The sequence below is a fragment of the Methanothermococcus jasoni genome (assembly GCF_049075655.1).
Taxonomy (GTDB): domain Archaea; phylum AGJL01; class Methanococci; order Methanococcales; family Methanococcaceae; genus Methanofervidicoccus.
Window position 1 is genome coordinate 1,167,387 of sequence record NZ_CP157522.1, and the last position, 16,019, is coordinate 1,183,405.

Below are 16,019 nucleotides of genomic sequence, written 5' to 3' on the forward strand. Positions count from 1 at the left end.
AAACATAATATCATCTTTTTCATCCTTTTCCATTGAATATGATTCAAAATTTAAATATAATTTTACATTTTATTTATTATAATTTATTCTACCATTTTTAAAACTACCTTTACTTCATCCGATTTAGTATGGACGAGCTCTATTAAATCATCAACTACACTGGATAGTTCGAGCTCTACAAGTCCCATCAAATCATTGTCAGAATCCAATCTAAAAAATGTGCCGTCTTTACTAATAACAGTGCCTTCCAAATGACATCTTCCAAAATATGCCTCTACATAATCTCCTTCGTCAATAGTGTCAATATATTTATATAATTCATCTTCCTCGTTAATAATCATTTCAATAACTTTCATAATCATCCCTTTTGGTATTTTATATTTTTATATAATATGGGCACGTCCAGATATTAGTGTTGGTATTCTTATGCATATATTCAATATATATTGTATTAAACGCCCATAACTGTTCTAAACAAATCTCTAAGTCCTGGGGCAAGTCCCAAAGCCATTATAGTTATTTTTAGAATATTTCTCAAATCTTTATTATCTACTTCCTCGTTTATGATATATAATACAGATATAACCACAATCAGTTTTAAAGGTATCATTACATAAGGTCCAAAGATGTCCATAAAAAATCTTGGTATAGGGTGCTGTTCCCAATATCCATATACTCCTATACCAATGGCTGTTGCTGAGGCATCTGTTAATTGTGAGAATATAGCATATTTGTCTATGCTGTCAAATTTTAATTTATTTTTTAAAACTTCTATTCTTTCAATAAGATATATCATAATACCATAAGTAATACCTATTATACCAAATACATAAAACAGTGCTTCTATATGCACCATATTTTTTAAAAATATACTTAATAGATAGATTGTTGGAATTATTGCCATTAACATTGCTGAAATATGGTATTTCTCTTTTTTAAATAATATTCCCGAAAGGATTATTGAAATTATATAATATAATCCCACCGAAACCACAATACCCGGGGTTACTGTATAATATGTATGTGGAACATATCCTGCATCAACCAGAGCTCTTATTAACGATATTAATATAACATAAAAAATTGTAATCAATGCAAACTTTCTGTCTATATCAATATTTAATAATTTACAGACTCTATAAAATCCATAAACCATAACAAACAGTAATATACCATATGTAATCTCTTGAATAAGATTATATCCAGATTTTGTCTCAATAGGATTAATATAATATTTATAAACGAACTCCAAAAATGCTTCTTTTAAGTCCATTAAATCACCACATAAATATATATTACTTATATGATTTAATGATATATAAATATAAATAATAGTAAAATCTGGTGGTGTTATGAAAATCATGAATGCTAAAATGTTAAGAATATATTTGAAAGAAACTGATAAACATGAAGGAATGCCCCTATATAGATACATATTAAAAAAATTTAAAGAAAATGAAATTGCAGGAGCTACTGTTTTGAGAGGATTTTGTGGCTATGGAGTAAGGGGCATATCTGAAATTGATGTTGTAAGACTTTCTATGGATTTACCTGTAATAATTGAATGTATTGAATACGAGGAGAAATTGGTAAAACTACTGCCTGAATTAACTGAAATAATAGGGGAAAATGGGATTATAAGCCTTATAGATGCCAGTATTATAAAGAAATAAAGAGGTAAATGAATAAAAATAAAATATAAAATAAAAACTGAAATAAGAGAAAAAAAGAATAATAGATAAAAAGAAAAAAACAGTAATGAGAAAAATAAGGATGTAATAAAAAAAGAAAGAAAAAGAAAGAAAAAGAGAAATAAGGGTGTTTAGTTTGGATTTTTCATATTTACTTAGTAAAAAACATAAAATTTGCAAAAAAATAAAATCCATTGATAGGGAATTTGATATTGGCGGATATTGGATTTCGCAGGATTTTGAAAATCTATCAGATTGTGTATTTGCTGGCGGAGATGGTAGTTTTAATAAAATAGATTATATCGACTACTGTCTTTATTCAATAGGTGCTGTTTCATATATAAACAAAGTTGGAGAAAAAATAGAAGAATCCATTTCCTATTGGGATACCGATATAATACTACCTTATAAGTATATATCAAATAGACTTAGGCTTTATATGATAAATATGGAGTTAAAAACTGCACTGTGGAATTTTAAAAATAAAAATATCGATTATTATCTATTTGATGGCTCGTTATATTCTCTTTTAATCCAAACTCACACCTATGGAACCATTATTGAAAATGAAAATAAAGAAGATGAAAAATCAATTGTAGATTACTATAATGAATACAGCAAGGAAATTAAAAGTAGAATTCTTGAAAATATCCATGAGAATCAGCTTGCTCCAACTATTACCATAGAATGTAAAAATGATAAGGAAAGGATAATACTTGAACAACTTGAATATATAGTTCTTTTAACGGAGCTCCTACAAAAGTATGACAAAAAAATAATTGGTATCTCAAAAACTTCAAAAATGAATTTGTATTTTAAAGAATCGAATATTCCTGATATTGCAGTGTTTTCAAAACTAAAAGGAGCAGGATATTCAAAGCCATTAAATTTAGCGGATGAAAAAATAAAGGAGATAAATAGGAATGTATATTACAATACAAATCACTTAAAAAAATTTGGATACAGCGTTGATGAATTATACTACCAATTTGTAAGGTTGGATAATAACTCAGGTATGTTAAATATTACTTCATTTTCAAAACTGAATAATGAAATCTTTTCAAATTTAAGGGAAATATCCATTGCAGGATATCCATATATATTAAAAAAATCCCATGAAACTGTAAAGATAGGAGATAAAGATATGGAGCTCTGTGCTAAATTATTGGGAATATACAATAAAAGCGATAGAAATTTGATACTTTAACTTTAATTTTTATATTCATCGACATATAACGAACAAAAGTTTGTTTTAAATCGAAACTTTTATATAATATACAATATAATTGAAATTCATGGAAAAAATAAAAGTGCATATTATCGGGGACATTGTATTGTCCGAAGATATAGGAAAGAGCATGAAGAAATGGAGGGAGATGTTCAATATCCCGCAGATAGATATCGCAAGATATTTAGATTTATCTCCATCAGTTATAAGTGATTATGAAACTGGTAGGAGAAAAAATCCAGGAGTAAATATCGTAAAAAGATATGTTAATGCATTAGTTGAACTTGACAAAGAAAACGGAGGGCACACAATCAGAGCTCTTCAAAAGGTTTTAAATCCGCCATCAATGAAACCCATTCTTCAAATAAGGGAATATAAAAACCCAAAGTCCATCAAAGACCTGTTAGATGTTATCGAAGGGGAGATTGTATGTTATGGAAATCGAAAAATTTCAAAATCTTCTGAGGATACTCAGGAGATAGAAAGTAAGTTGAACAGCCAAATATTTGGTCACACTGTTGTAGATAGTGTAAGGGCAATATTGGAAATGGATGGGCAGGATTTTTTAAATTTATACGGTTGGACTACTGAGAGAGCACTGATATTTACAAATGTTTCGTCTGGGAGAAGTCCAATGGTTGCCATAAGGGTGAGCTCTATAAAACCAAGGTTGGTGGTTTTTCAGGGAGTATCTCACTTGGATAAATTGGCACTAAAAATAGCAGAAATTGAGGGAATACCACTGATTATAACAAAACTTAACATTGATGAACTGTTAAAGAGATTAAAGGGAATATCCAATTAATATTATCTATTATTGTTATTTTTGTTTTATTATTATTTTTTTAATTTATTTGATTATTATTAAAAAAGGTGATTACATGAAAGTTGGTATTGTAGGTTATGGAAGTTATATTCCCAAATATAGAATAAAAGTAGAGGAAATTGCAAAAGTTTGGGGAAAAAATCCAGAATCCATAAAAAATGGATTGGTGGTCAATGAAAAAAGTGTCCCTTCACCAGATGAAGATACTGCAACAATAGCTGTTGAAGCAGGTAGAAACGCCTTAAAAAGAGCTGGCATAAATCCGCAAGATATTGGGGCAGTTTATGTGGGTAGTGAAAGCCACCCCTATGCAGTAAAACCAACATCTTCAATAGTGGCAGAGGCATTGGGAGCTACGCCAGATTTAACAGCGGCAGATTTGGAATTTGCATGTAAGGCAGGAACTGCGGGAATCCAGATGTGCATGGGTCTTGTTAGTAGCGGGATTGTAAAATACGGTATGGCAATTGGTGCAGATACAGCCCAGGGAGCTCCGGGAGATGCACTTGAATATACCGCAGCAGCAGGCGGTGCAGCATATATTATTGGAAACAATAAGGATGAATTAATTGCAGAAATAAACGACACCTGTTCTTTTACAACAGATACTCCCGACTTTTGGAGAAGAGAGGGGGAGTCCTATCCAAGACATGGTGGGAGATTTACAGGAGAACCTGCATTTTTTAGACATGTATTATGTGCGGCTAATAAAATAATGGAAAAAATGGGAACTATGCCAGAAGATTACGATTACTGTGTATTCCACCAACCAAATGGAAAATTCTACATAAAGGCGGCAAAATCATTAGGATTTACAAATGAACAGTATAAATACGGACTTTTAACTCCTTACTTGGGAAATACCTATTCAGGTGCTGTTCCACTGGGGCTTTCAAATGTTTTAGACCATGCAAAAGAAGGAGATAGGATTTTGGCAGTATCTTATGGAAGTGGTGCAGGTAGTGATGCCTTTGACATTACCGTAACGGATAGAATCGAGGAAGTTAAAAACAAGGCTCCAAAAACAATGGATTTACTCAATAGGAAGAAATATGTAGATTATGCAGTTTATTTGAAATACAGAGGCGGGATAAAGATTTAATTTAAAATAAATAAAAATAAAATAAAAAATCCATATGAAAAAATAAAATAAAAAAATTAAAACAAATTAAAAATTAGGATAAAATATGGTGAGAAAATGAGGGATGTTGCAATAATAGGATACGGACAAACAAAATTCGGTGAGCTCTGGGAATCATCATTTAGAGATATAATTGTTGAGGCAGGAGTTAAAGCAATAAAGGATGCAAATGTTGATGGTGATGATATAGACGCCATGTATGTTGGAAACATGAGCGGAGGTCTCTTTGTAGGGCAGGAGCATATATCTTCATTAATAGCCGACTATGCAGGATTAAACCCTATTCCATGCACAAGAGTTGAGGCGGCATGTGCATCTGGAAGTTTAGCTCTTAGAAGTGCATACTTGTCTGTTGCAAGTGGATACCATGATGTTGTTTTAGCAGGCGGTGTAGAAAAAATGACCGATGTAGCAGATGCAACATCGGCAATAGCCACCGCAGCAGACCAAGAGTGGGAGGCATTCTTTGGAGCAACATTTCCGTCATTATATGCTATGATGGCAAGGAGGTATATGTATGAATACGGTCTTACACTTGAACAGCTCTCAATGTGGAGCGTAATAGCTCATGAAAATGCGTCAAAAAACCCTTATGCCCAGTTCAGATTTAAAACCACATTGGAACAAGTTATGAATGCTTCACCAGTTGCAGACCCATTAACACTTATGCACTGTTCCCCAGTTTCCGACGGAGCTGCGGCACTTATTATTTGTGATGCAGATAAAGCGGAAGAATTTGCACCAAAGGATGAGATAATTTACATTAGGGCATCAACACAGGCATCAGACACAATAGCACTTCATGGAAGAAAGGACATGACAACACTTAATGCCGCAAAGGTTGCATCAGAGAAAGCGTATAAATTGGCAGGTGTATCATCAGATAAAATGGATGTTGCAGAGGTTCATGACTGTTTTGCAATTAATGGGCTTATTTTAATGGAGGACTTAGGATTCTGTAAAAAAGGAGAGGCAGGAAAAATCGTTGCAGATGGGAACATAAAAATAGATTATGATGAATTCGTCAGCGTAAATCCAAGCGGTGGATTAAAAGCGGCAGGTCATGCCCTTGGAGCAACAGGTATAAGACAGGTTGGGGAAATATACTGGCAATTAAAACAGGATAAAAACTGTAAAGATAGGCAAGTGTCAGTTAAGAACGGATACGGTATAACTGCAAATGTTGGGGGAAGTGGTGGAACAGTATGTGTTCATGTTCTTTCAGATAAGAGGAAATAAAATATAATTAAATTAAAATAATAGTATGGGTCAAAATATATAACCTATACTAAATATAATATTATAAAAAAGACGATATTATGAAGGCTGAGGAAGTGGTAAATAAGATAATTACATCAGATTTAATTAATAGAATCCCTAAACGAAGAAAGGTAGGGAGGAAAGGATATAATTTAGAGTTGAGGCTTAAACTATTAGTGTATGCCTTTTTAAAAGGCATACACTCAAATAGAGCGTTAGTATTACACTTACAAAATAATCCTCAGATTTTAAAAACATTGGGATTTAAATCTTGTCCTGGTAGGAGAACCATCGATAGATGGAAAAAATCCCTTGATGAAGAATTGCATGCAATAATTACTTTATTAGGTGATAAATATATTGAACTGAATAATCCTGAATGGTCAATATATGATAGTACTCCAATAAGGGATGAAATGGACAAAGATGGAAAAATAGGATACAATAGTGAAGGGATATTCAAAGGCTTTAAATTACACTTAGCAGTGGATAAGCGAGGAATACCATTGAGAGCAGAATTTACCGCGGCAAATACTCATGACGTTAAAGTGGCTGATAAATTGTTAGTATCTACCAAAAAATCCTGCGCAGATGCGGGCTATGATTCAAAAGATTTAAAAAAAAGCTAAGGAGTTATACCAAAACGAACTAATAACTGCCCATAATCCACGGAGATTAGGTAAGAAAAACAAAAAGAAACTTCCGAAAGAAGTCTCTAAGATAAGAGTTAAAATAGAACATACCAATTCGATATTAAAGAATAGATTTATGAATAAGTATTGGACAAATGTTAAGGGTTATGTTCGTAAAAAAATATTCTGCTTCTGTGCAGTGGCTTCTGCACAGGTTTTAGCATTATATAATCTAATTACCAGAGGTTATCCTTATATGAAAGTCTTAGAGGTTAGGGTGTAATATGACCCACACTAAATTAAAATAAATATAAATAGCATAAATATAAATTAAAATTATGTTAAAATTAAATAAAATAAAAAACTTAAATGAAATGAATAAAAAGTAAAATAAAAAGTAAAAAACTTAAAATAAATAACCAAAATAATCTAAAAAACAAAACTAAAAAAGTGAGACTATGGTTATGGGAATGGGTGTAAAATCTAATTTCTTCACTAAAAAGTTGGTAAAATTCATAAAATTCACACTATTTGATAAATCAATAGAAATGAAAAGATTTAGAAAAATTATGCTTAATATTCTATTATTGGGCATGTTCATGGTTATATCATCCTATATATTACTTGGAGATTTGGCAATATATATTTTAGTGTGTGAATTTATAATAATTATTTTAATGGTCATAGGGATTGGATTATATATTCAATATAGGGAAAAATTAGAAGAATTTAGTGATAAATTAAAAAACTCCTCCTTAATTAATAAGGTGAAATAATGTGTAATCTCAACCTGTATGTAAATGACGAGCTCACCATGGAGGATGTCATGGTTGTTGAAAAAAAGGATGGTAAAATAATAGCAGTTGATTTATTTGGTGATGTGAAGGAGCTCGACGGGGAAATAATAAAGATTGATTTAAATGAAAATAAAATAGTAATAAAAAATTAATGGTGATAATATATGGTGGTAAGAAGTTGGAGACATATTAATGAAAGATACAATCTTATAGGAACAAGATGTAAAACTTGTGGGACAGTTTATTTTCCTTCAAGAAATGTATGTCCAAAATGTAGGAGGAAAGGAGATATTGAACAATACAAACTCAGCGGAAAAGGAAAAATATATACATATTCCATAATACACACACCACCAAAGGATTTTGAAAAATTGGCACCTTATGTAATAGCAATAATAGAATTAGATGAGGGTCCAAAACTAACTGCACAGGTTGATTGCGATATTGATAAAGTTCAAATTGGCATGCCTGTGGAAGTGGCATTCAGAAGGATAAAAGAAGATGGTAAGGATGGAGTGATTAATTACGGATATAAATTCAGACCTGTTGAAGAATTATAATTAATTATTTATATTATTTTTAAATTATTTTTAGTTATTATCTATTAAGGTGTAATAATGCACGAATTGTCCTATGCAACATCAATATTGAATACAATTTTAGATTCAATAAATAATCAAGATTTAGAAGGTAAAAAAGTTAAAAGGGTTTCTAAAATAAATTTAGAGATTGGAGAATTGACATTTATAAACTTTGAGCAGTTAAAATTCGCATTTGAAGTAATTGCAGAATCCACAATATGTGAAGGTGCAGAGATGGTGGCAGAATTTGTAAAAGCGCATATTGTATGTAATAATTGTGGATATGAAGGAGATTTAGAAGCAAAAGATGAATTTGATGTTTCATGTCCAAGATGTGGGAGTTTATCTTTGAGGATAAAAGGTGGAAAAGAGTTTAACATAAAAAATGCAGTTGTAGAATTCGAAGATGAAGATAAATAAAAAAATTATATTTTTATTTTATCACATAACCTTGGAGTAAATGTATTAAATCCTTCTCCAATTGCCCATTCTTTAAATGCATTTATAGAATCTTCTTCTCCATGCTGTATTATTAGATTCTCAGGATTTGTCTTTTTTACGATTGTTCTTAATTCGTCCATACCTGCATGTGCGGAGAATTCATAAAAGGATATTTCAAATTTTGGCTCTATTAACATCTCTCCAATTGGAAATTTTCCAGTTTCAAGAAGTATCCTTCCAGCAGTATTTTTTACTTGATAACCTGTGAATATCAAGGAGCTCCTATGGTCATTCCAGAAGTTGCTTATATATTTTATCACAGGTCCTCCATTAAGCATCCCAGCAGTGCTGACTACTACACCACCATTTTCCTTTAAATCTTTCATCACATGGTGCCTCTCATCACTTTCCACTACATAGGTATTTGAAAATACTCTTTTAAGCTTTTTATGGTTCCGAATGTATTTAGGGTGCTGCCTTAACATAATCCTTGTTATCTTTGCCCCCATTCCATCAAGGTATATTGGATTATCCAAATTCAAATTGCTGAGCATTAAAATTGCCTCCTGACTTCTATCAACTGCAAAGGCAGGAATTATTGCAGCCCCTCCCCTTTCCACAGTTTCTTTTACTTTATCTAAAAATTCTTTTTCAAGCTGTTTTCTATCAGGATGACATCTGTTTCCGTATGTTGATTCAATAATTAAAATATCTATATCATTATCGCAAAAACTTAAATCTGCCCCATTTGTGAGCCTTGTTTTTGAAAGCTTAATATCGCCAGTGTATAGAACCTTCTTGTTATTGGCATAATTTAAATAAATTGAAGCACTTCCTGGAATATGTCCAGCATCAAAAAATGTATATTCAAAATCCCTCATGGCATATGTGATTCCATATTCCACATTTTTATTATGGTGGAGTGTTTTGTTAATATCTCCCTTATTAAATGGGAGCTCTCTATTTTCCTCTATGCCTATTTTTAATGAATCTTTTAGGAGCTCCTTTGTCAGAGCCTTTGTCATTGAAGTTGAATATATTGGACAGTGCATCTGCAAATGAGATAGTATAGGTAAAGAACCTGTATGGTCAAGATGAGCATGTGATACAAAAACAGCATCAGGATACAATTTATTTAATATTGGATATTCCGAATTATCCTCAGACAATTTTACCCCGCAGTCAAGGAGTATATTGCTGTTATCACTTCTAATTTCTATACAACTTCTTCCTACTTCCATTGCTCCTCCCCTAAATAAAATATCCATATAATCCCCTCTTTTACTTTTTAACCTATCAGTATATATCTATCTATATCTATTATTATATATTGTGTGGTTATCATATAATTACATAGCGGTTTAAAACTATATTGTGTTATATTTATATACCATTTAATATCAAAAATGGTATTTATGAAAATTTTAAACGAGAAAGTGAAATCATGACTGATTTGATAATCTGTGAGAAACCAAATGTGGCAAAAAAAATAGCAAATGCACTGGGGAATCCTAAAAAGAAATCAGACAACGGAGTTCCATACTACGAATTGGAAAGGAATGGAAAAAAAATAATCGTTGCATCTGCTGTTGGACATTTATTTACATTGGAAGAAGTAAAAACCGATAAAAAGAAAAAATTTGGAGAATATCCTGTTTTTGACATACGATGGGCTCCTGCTTCAACTATAAAGGGGAAAGAATATGTTCAAAAATATATAAACACGCTGAAAAAACTTGCAAAAGAAGCTGATGAGTTTTACATAGCATCAGACTGGGATATTGAAGGAGAATTAATTGGTTATCATGCACTATATTACTGTTGCGGAAAAAAAGATGCAAAAAGAATGAGATTTTCAAGTTTAACTAAAAATGAAATTGTTAAAGCATACGAGAATCCCGATAAAATAGATTTCGGGCTTGTTGATGCGGGGGATAGCAGGCATAAGGTAGATTGGTATTATGGTATAAATGTTTCAAGAGCTCTGATGCAGTCCATAAGGGCAGTCAATAGATGGCAGACAATGAGCACAGGTAGGGTTCAAGGTCCTGCACTATCATTTTTAGTTGATAGGGAGCTGGAAATAAGAAAGTTTGTCCCAACACCATACTGGGTAATCGGAGCTCTCTTAAAGGACGAAATAACGGCAATTCATGAAAAGGATAAATTTTGGGATGAAAAGGAAGCTAATGAAATTTACAATAAAATAAAGGGTGAAAAAGAGGCAGTAGTTTCAAGTGTTAAAAAAACTAAGAAAAAGATAAAACCAAATCCACCATTTGATTTGGGGACATTGCAAAGGGAAGCACATAGGGCATTTAGATTCTCACCAAAAAAGACGCAGGAGATTGCACAGAAACTTTATGAGCAAGGATTATGCCTTCATCCTGATACATTAGTAGCACTACCAAATGGAATTAAAAAAATCAAGGATTTGGATGAAAAAGGGGAAGTTTTATGTTTAGATGATGATTTAAAATTAACAAAATCCAGATATAAACTTTTAAAAAGGACTGTAAAAGAAAAATTAATAAAAATTACATTAAATGATGGAACTGAGCTCATCACAACAAAAGAACATCCAGTTTTGGTATATAGGGATGGATTAATATTTGTCCCTTCCGAGGAACTAAAAGAAAACGAACAGACAATAATGTTTATAAATATTTCCGAAAAAAGATTTAATTCTAAACTACAAAAATCAAAGATTTTCGAATCCAGTAGGAAAACTAAATTTATTGATTTTATATTGGAAAATTTAAATGGCGATAAGGATTACATTCTTATAGAACCATCGCTCACAAAAAAGATTCAAAAATTAATAGCAAGTGATAAATCAAGAAAACAAATTATGGAGATATTTGGAATTAAAGAACCGACATACTATAAATATTTAAGGACAGGAAAAATACCAATAAAGATTATAAAATACTTAATTGATAAAGATGTTATTTCAAAAAAAGACATAGAAAGTAATTATTTAGGATTTTGCTATGGAACTTCCACAATTCCCGTAAATATTGAATTCACCAATGATTTTTGGTATCTTTATGGGTATGTCATTGGAGATGGGCATTTGGCGAATAAGGGGAAGATAACAATACCTGCAAAGGACAGGAGTAGGGAAAAAGAAATAATAAACGCTATAATACAATCATGCGAAAGTCTTAACTTAAATTGGAGATATGATAAATACAAGGTAATACACATATCTTCAAAATCACTAACAAGGATTTTTGAAGTATTGGGCTGTCCATATGGAAACAAAACGGAGATATTCGATATTCCAAATATTGTGTTTGAAGATGTTAATTATATTGCATCACTATTGGCGGGATACTATGATGCTGATGGACATTTTAGCATTAAAAAAACAGGATGTAATAACAACTCACCACAAATAAAACTAACATCAAAAAATATAAATGTTTTGAGGAAAATAAAAAACATATTGCAGTTTTTAGGAATCGGCGGATATATATGGACAAAGAGAAATAATACTGGAGAAATTGAAGGACACGACTTAAATATATATTCAAAAGATGCAGGTAAGTTTTATGATTTAATGATAAATCATATCAGAGTTAAAAGAGATGAATTACAAAAAGTTAAAGAATTATCCATTAGGGATTATAAAAAATACTCTCATCATTACAGCATTATTTATGCAAATTGGGAAAATAAATTTAAATCAGGAATAATACAAAAATTCAATTTATCAAACCAAGTTTCAAAAAATAAAGGGTTAAGTTTAAACAAATTAAGGGAACTTTCTGAATATTTAACAGATAACGATTTAAAAAGGATATCGAAAGGCGATGTGTATATATCAAAAATTAAAGAAATTAAAGAAATTGAATATGAGGGTGAAGTCTATGACTTAACAGTTGAAACATATCATAATTTCATAGCAAATGGGGTAATTGTCCATAACTGTTCATATCCAAGAACAAGCTCTCAAAAACTTCCAAAGGATGAAAATTACATAAAGGATATTTTAACTAAAATTTTAAAACATGGGGATTATAAAAAATATGCCGAGCTCATTTTAAATGAAAATAGGAAGCCAATAGAAGGTAAAAAAAGCGACCCTGCACACCCTGCAATACACTTTGTAGATATTCCAAAAGAGCCGCTGGCTGATGACGAGAAAAAATTATACGATTTAATTGTAAGAAGAACATTAGCAACCTTTTGGGATGATGCAGAAAGGGAATATATCAATGTAGTATTGAACATTGGCGGTGAAAACTTTAAACTCAGCGGTTCAAGAACTGTAAAAGAAGGATGGCATGAGATATATTACTTCACAAAGTTTGATGAAAAGGAGCTCCCAAGTTTAAGAAAAAACAATAAAATACCTGTTGAAAAGATAACCATTGAAAGAAAGGAAACAAAACCACCTAAAAGATATACAATGGCATCAATTATAAAGGAGTTGGAAAATAGACAGTTGGGGACAAAATGTTTAACTTCTGATACACTAATTAAGGTCAAGATTAACGATAAAATTGAAAATTTAAAAATTGGAGAATTATTTGAAATGCTAAACGAGAAATTTTGCAAAAATAATGTTGAATTTGCCACCAACAATAATAAAATTAAATGTATCTCATATAATGAAAATGGAAACATTGTAGAAAGTGAATTTGAATTCATTAGTAGAAGAAAATTATGTGATAATGAAAGAGTTTATAAAATTGAATTTAATGATGGCAGTTATATTGAAGCTACTGACGAACATCCAATTTTAATATACGATAATAAAGAGCATATTAAATATGTTAGAACCAAAGATTTAGATAAGGGGATGAAGTGCATATATTCAATAAAATACTCTGATAAAGAAGGAAAAATATTTTGTAATTGGGATGAATTTGTTGAAAAATGCAATGAAAAATCAAAGTTATACGGTTTAACTGATGAAGTTAAGGATTTAAGAGAAAAATTAAACCTATCAAAACATAAGTTTTCAGAGAGATTTGGAATTAGTTATACTCAAACTTGGAAATATGAAGAAAATAAAAGAGTTCCGTTGTATTTGTTTAATCGATTAGGGCTGAAAAAGCCAAAATATATAACTTCTACAAACCCAAAACTATCAATTAAAAACCCATTTCCATTAGGATATTCAAGTTCATTGATTAGAATTATATCTCATTTAGTAGGGGATGGCTCTATCTATAAAAAAGGAATAACAAAGGAGAATGTTTATGATTTTAGATACCACAACACAGATATGGATTTAATTACTCAGTTCGTTGATGATGTGGAAAATGTATTTGGTATTAGATTAACCGTTAAAAAAGCAAAACCTAAATTGGTAAAAAATAAAACAAGATACTGCAAAGAAAAATATTATGTGCAAATCCCAGCAGTAGTTGGAAGAGTGCTTGCAATACTATTTCCTGAAATTGTCAATAAGAATGCCCCTAAGTTCCCAAAAGAATTCTATCCAGAATACATTGGAGCGTTGTTTGATGATGAAGGATGCGTAGTTGAGAATGAATGCAAATTGTTTATATCAAATACAAATTTTGATTTGTTAGAAGATATTAAAAAGATGCTGTTAGAATTAGGCATCGAATCAAGACTTGATAAAAATCAATTTAAACTATATATTAAAGGAAGAAAAAATACTCAGAAGTTTTTAAATAAAATACCATTCATTTCAGTTGATAAAAAACAGAAGTTAATTAATGCACTATCTAATAAATACGCTGGAAGCGATGAAAAGAATTCGATTGTATGGAAAGAAAAATCCATAATAGCGGCATTGGGACACAATGAAATGGGACTAACTTCAAAAGAAATAAGAGATATTGCTAATATATCTGATTCAATTATTGGAGATTATTTGAGAGAATTAATTAACAATGGAATTGTGGAGAAAATTACCGTTGGTATTAGCGAATATCCCAGAAAAAAAATTATCTACAAATGTAAATTAAATCCTAATGATTTATTTTATAAATACATTGGTGAAAAAGTCATAAATAAGGACTTTATTACAAAAACAATATCAAACATTGAAATTATTGACTATAATGGATATGTTTATGACATAGTAAATTCAAAGTATTCAAATTTTATAGCAAATGGCATTGTGGTTCATAACTCAACCAGAGCCGACATTGTAGAAAAACTTGTAAAAAGAGGATATTTAATCGATGACGGCTCATTAAAAGTGACTGATTTAGGAATAGCAGTAATTGAAACCCTTAAAAAATACTGCCCTGAAATAATCGATGAGCAGATGACAAGAGAGCTGGAAAAGAAACTGGATAGATTGCAGAAAGGAACTATAAAAAAAGAGACCGTTTTAAAAGATGCTGAAAATAAGTTAAGGGCGATACTTGAAGAGGTTAAAAAGAAGGAAAAAGAGATTGGAAAGGAACTGGTGGAAAAGATAGATGCAACAAACAAATCTTTAAAAACTGTTGGTAAGTGCGAATGTGGCGGGGATTTGATAATAATCAGGACAAAAGGCAAAAAAAGATTTATAGGATGCACAAACTATCCAGAATGCACAAAAACTTATCCATTACCTCAGAAGGGAAGAATAAAGGTTTTAAATGAAACCTGTGAAGTTTGCGGAGCTCCGGTGATAAGCATAGATAAACAGAAAGTTTGTATAAATCCAGAATGTCCTTCAAAAATATCCAGTGAAGAGAAAAAAGAAATAGAAAAAGCTGAAAAAGCTGAAAAAACCTGTCCAAAATGTGGTGGAAAGCTAATAATTAAAAAAGGAATTTATGGCGTATTTTTAGGTTGTGAAAATTATCCAAAGTGTAGATATACGGAAAAGCTGAACGGTAAAAATGAAGCTGAAAAACATGAAAAAGTAATAGTAGGTAAATGTCCTGACTGCGGCGGAGATTTAATAATAAGGAAGGGAAGATTTGGGGAATTTATAGGATGTTCCAATTACCCAAAGTGCAGGCATACTGAAAAAATCAAAAAGAACGATGATAATAAAGAGAAGAAAGGGAAGAAAGAAAAAGAGGAGAATAAAAAATAAAAAAGAAGAATAAAATAATTTGCTATTTTTTGTAAGTTATTATTTTTTTAGTTGATATTTTAAATAAATTTTTATTTCCATCCCACTATGGTCTGATTTTAACTTTTCAATGCTTTTACAAACCAATCAAAGTCATCTTTATTTCCATCCCACTATGGTCTGATTTTAACAGTTTAAAATATTCCTTATTTTACACTAAATACCTTTGCATTTCTTCTATTTAAAACTTTCGAGTCTCGAATCACAATGATTTTTAGAGTATATATAGTTTTAAGATGATTTACGACAGGTAATTTACAAATGTTTAAAGAAATAAATGGTATTATATCCATATTTTTTAAAAATTTAAAAAATTCACAAGGAAAAACTTAAAACAGCCAAAGATACGGCATACCTAATAA

15 protein-coding genes are annotated in these 16,019 nt (G+C 30.8%); 12 read left to right on the plus strand and 3 right to left on the minus strand.

Features of this window, described 5'->3' with window-relative positions:
• Positions 1 to 83: 83 nt before the first annotated feature.
• Together Mjas_RS06250 and Mjas_RS06255 are read right to left on the minus strand one after the other, a co-directional pair.
• Positions 84 to 356 carry a DUF2097 domain-containing protein gene (locus Mjas_RS06250; RefSeq protein ID WP_421077315.1) on the minus strand — a complete coding sequence of 91 codons (273 nt, stop codon included), beginning with the start codon at positions 354 to 356 and terminating at the stop codon, positions 84 to 86.
• A gap of 95 nt (positions 357 to 451) precedes the next feature.
• On the minus strand, positions 452 to 1,273 hold the full coding sequence (locus tag Mjas_RS06255) for a DUF63 family protein (protein WP_421077316.1): 822 nt from the start codon (positions 1,271 to 1,273) through the stop codon (positions 452 to 454).
• A 79-nt stretch (positions 1,274 to 1,352) separates the two neighbouring features.
• Here Mjas_RS06255 and Mjas_RS06260 point away from each other — a divergent pair, with 79 nt between their 5' ends.
• From Mjas_RS06260 to hypA, 11 genes are all read left to right on the plus strand, one after another.
• Positions 1,353 to 1,673: a DUF190 domain-containing protein gene (locus Mjas_RS06260; protein WP_421077317.1), complete on the plus strand. Its 321-nt coding sequence runs from the start codon at positions 1,353 to 1,355 to the stop codon at positions 1,671 to 1,673.
• A gap of 154 nt (positions 1,674 to 1,827) precedes the next feature.
• Entirely contained in the window at positions 1,828 to 2,898 is a 1,071-nt protein-coding gene (locus Mjas_RS06265) for a DNA double-strand break repair nuclease NurA (RefSeq protein WP_421077318.1), read from the plus strand.
• Positions 2,899 to 2,986: 88 nt separating this feature from the next.
• On the plus strand, positions 2,987 to 3,724 hold the full coding sequence (locus Mjas_RS06270; protein ID WP_421077319.1) for a helix-turn-helix domain-containing protein: 738 nt from the start codon (positions 2,987 to 2,989) through the stop codon (positions 3,722 to 3,724).
• A 76-nt stretch (positions 3,725 to 3,800) separates the two neighbouring features.
• Positions 3,801 to 4,847 carry a hydroxymethylglutaryl-CoA synthase gene (locus Mjas_RS06275; protein ID WP_421077320.1) on the plus strand — a complete coding sequence of 349 codons (1,047 nt, stop codon included), beginning with the start codon at positions 3,801 to 3,803 and terminating at the stop codon, positions 4,845 to 4,847.
• Between the two features lie 96 nt (positions 4,848 to 4,943).
• Complete coding sequence (locus Mjas_RS06280; RefSeq protein ID WP_421077321.1) at positions 4,944 to 6,125, plus strand: thiolase domain-containing protein; 1,182 nt, start codon at positions 4,944 to 4,946, stop codon at positions 6,123 to 6,125.
• An 80-nt stretch (positions 6,126 to 6,205) separates the two neighbouring features.
• On the plus strand, positions 6,206 to 6,775 hold the full coding sequence (locus Mjas_RS06285; protein WP_421077322.1) for a transposase: 570 nt from the start codon (positions 6,206 to 6,208) through the stop codon (positions 6,773 to 6,775).
• A gap of 139 nt (positions 6,776 to 6,914) precedes the next feature.
• Entirely contained in the window at positions 6,915 to 7,061 is a 147-nt protein-coding gene (locus tag Mjas_RS06290; RefSeq protein ID WP_421077323.1) for a hypothetical protein, read from the plus strand.
• A gap of 175 nt (positions 7,062 to 7,236) precedes the next feature.
• Entirely contained in the window at positions 7,237 to 7,554 is a 318-nt protein-coding gene (locus Mjas_RS06295; protein ID WP_421077324.1) for a hypothetical protein, read from the plus strand.
• Positions 7,554 to 7,727: a CooT family nickel-binding protein gene (locus Mjas_RS06300; protein WP_421077325.1), complete on the plus strand. Its 174-nt coding sequence runs from the start codon at positions 7,554 to 7,556 to the stop codon at positions 7,725 to 7,727. The genes Mjas_RS06295 and Mjas_RS06300 overlap by 1 nt, the downstream gene beginning before the upstream one ends.
• Positions 7,728 to 7,739: 12 nt before the next feature.
• Entirely contained in the window at positions 7,740 to 8,135 is a 396-nt protein-coding gene (locus Mjas_RS06305; RefSeq protein WP_421077326.1) for a Zn-ribbon domain-containing OB-fold protein, read from the plus strand.
• A 57-nt stretch (positions 8,136 to 8,192) separates the two neighbouring features.
• Positions 8,193 to 8,576, plus strand: a complete 384-nt coding sequence (gene hypA / locus Mjas_RS06310; RefSeq protein ID WP_421077327.1) for a hydrogenase maturation nickel metallochaperone HypA — start codon at positions 8,193 to 8,195, stop codon at positions 8,574 to 8,576.
• Between the two features lie 5 nt (positions 8,577 to 8,581).
• Here the strand turns inward: hypA and Mjas_RS06315 are convergent, their stop codons facing one another.
• The gene (locus Mjas_RS06315) at positions 8,582 to 9,865 is read right to left on the minus strand and encodes an MBL fold metallo-hydrolase (RefSeq protein WP_421077328.1); all 1,284 of its coding nucleotides are present in this window, start codon (positions 9,863 to 9,865) and stop codon (positions 8,582 to 8,584) included.
• A gap of 176 nt (positions 9,866 to 10,041) precedes the next feature.
• Here Mjas_RS06315 and topA point away from each other — a divergent pair, with 176 nt between their 5' ends.
• Entirely contained in the window at positions 10,042 to 15,618 is a 5,577-nt protein-coding gene (gene topA / locus Mjas_RS06320) for a DNA topoisomerase I (RefSeq protein WP_421077329.1), read from the plus strand.
• The last annotated feature ends 401 nt before the right edge of the window (positions 15,619 to 16,019 follow it).

Excerpts from the sequence above, each read along its gene's own strand:
- Mjas_RS06280 (WP_421077321.1), top strand. The coding sequence starts at position 4,944 with ATGAGGGATGTTGCAATAATAGGATACGGACAAACAAAATTCGGTGAG.
- hypA (WP_421077327.1), top strand. The coding sequence starts at position 8,193 with ATGCACGAATTGTCCTATGCAACATCAATATTGAATACAATTTTAGAT.
- Mjas_RS06255 (WP_421077316.1), bottom strand. The coding sequence starts at position 1,273 with ATGGACTTAAAAGAAGCATTTTTGGAGTTCGTTTATAAATATTATATT.
- Mjas_RS06295 (WP_421077324.1), top strand. The coding sequence starts at position 7,237 with ATGGTTATGGGAATGGGTGTAAAATCTAATTTCTTCACTAAAAAGTTG.
- Mjas_RS06275 (WP_421077320.1), top strand. The coding sequence starts at position 3,801 with ATGAAAGTTGGTATTGTAGGTTATGGAAGTTATATTCCCAAATATAGA.
- Mjas_RS06260 (WP_421077317.1), top strand. The coding sequence starts at position 1,353 with ATGAAAATCATGAATGCTAAAATGTTAAGAATATATTTGAAAGAAACT.
- Mjas_RS06300 (WP_421077325.1), top strand. The coding sequence starts at position 7,554 with ATGTGTAATCTCAACCTGTATGTAAATGACGAGCTCACCATGGAGGAT.
- Mjas_RS06270 (WP_421077319.1), top strand. The coding sequence starts at position 2,987 with ATGGAAAAAATAAAAGTGCATATTATCGGGGACATTGTATTGTCCGAA.
- Mjas_RS06285 (WP_421077322.1), top strand. The coding sequence starts at position 6,206 with ATGAAGGCTGAGGAAGTGGTAAATAAGATAATTACATCAGATTTAATT.
- Mjas_RS06305 (WP_421077326.1), top strand. The coding sequence starts at position 7,740 with ATGGTGGTAAGAAGTTGGAGACATATTAATGAAAGATACAATCTTATA.
- topA (WP_421077329.1), top strand. The coding sequence starts at position 10,042 with ATGACTGATTTGATAATCTGTGAGAAACCAAATGTGGCAAAAAAAATA.
- Mjas_RS06290 (WP_421077323.1), top strand. The coding sequence starts at position 6,915 with ATGAATAAGTATTGGACAAATGTTAAGGGTTATGTTCGTAAAAAAATA.
- Mjas_RS06315 (WP_421077328.1), bottom strand. The coding sequence starts at position 9,865 with ATGGATATTTTATTTAGGGGAGGAGCAATGGAAGTAGGAAGAAGTTGT.
- Mjas_RS06250 (WP_421077315.1), bottom strand. The coding sequence starts at position 356 with ATGAAAGTTATTGAAATGATTATTAACGAGGAAGATGAATTATATAAA.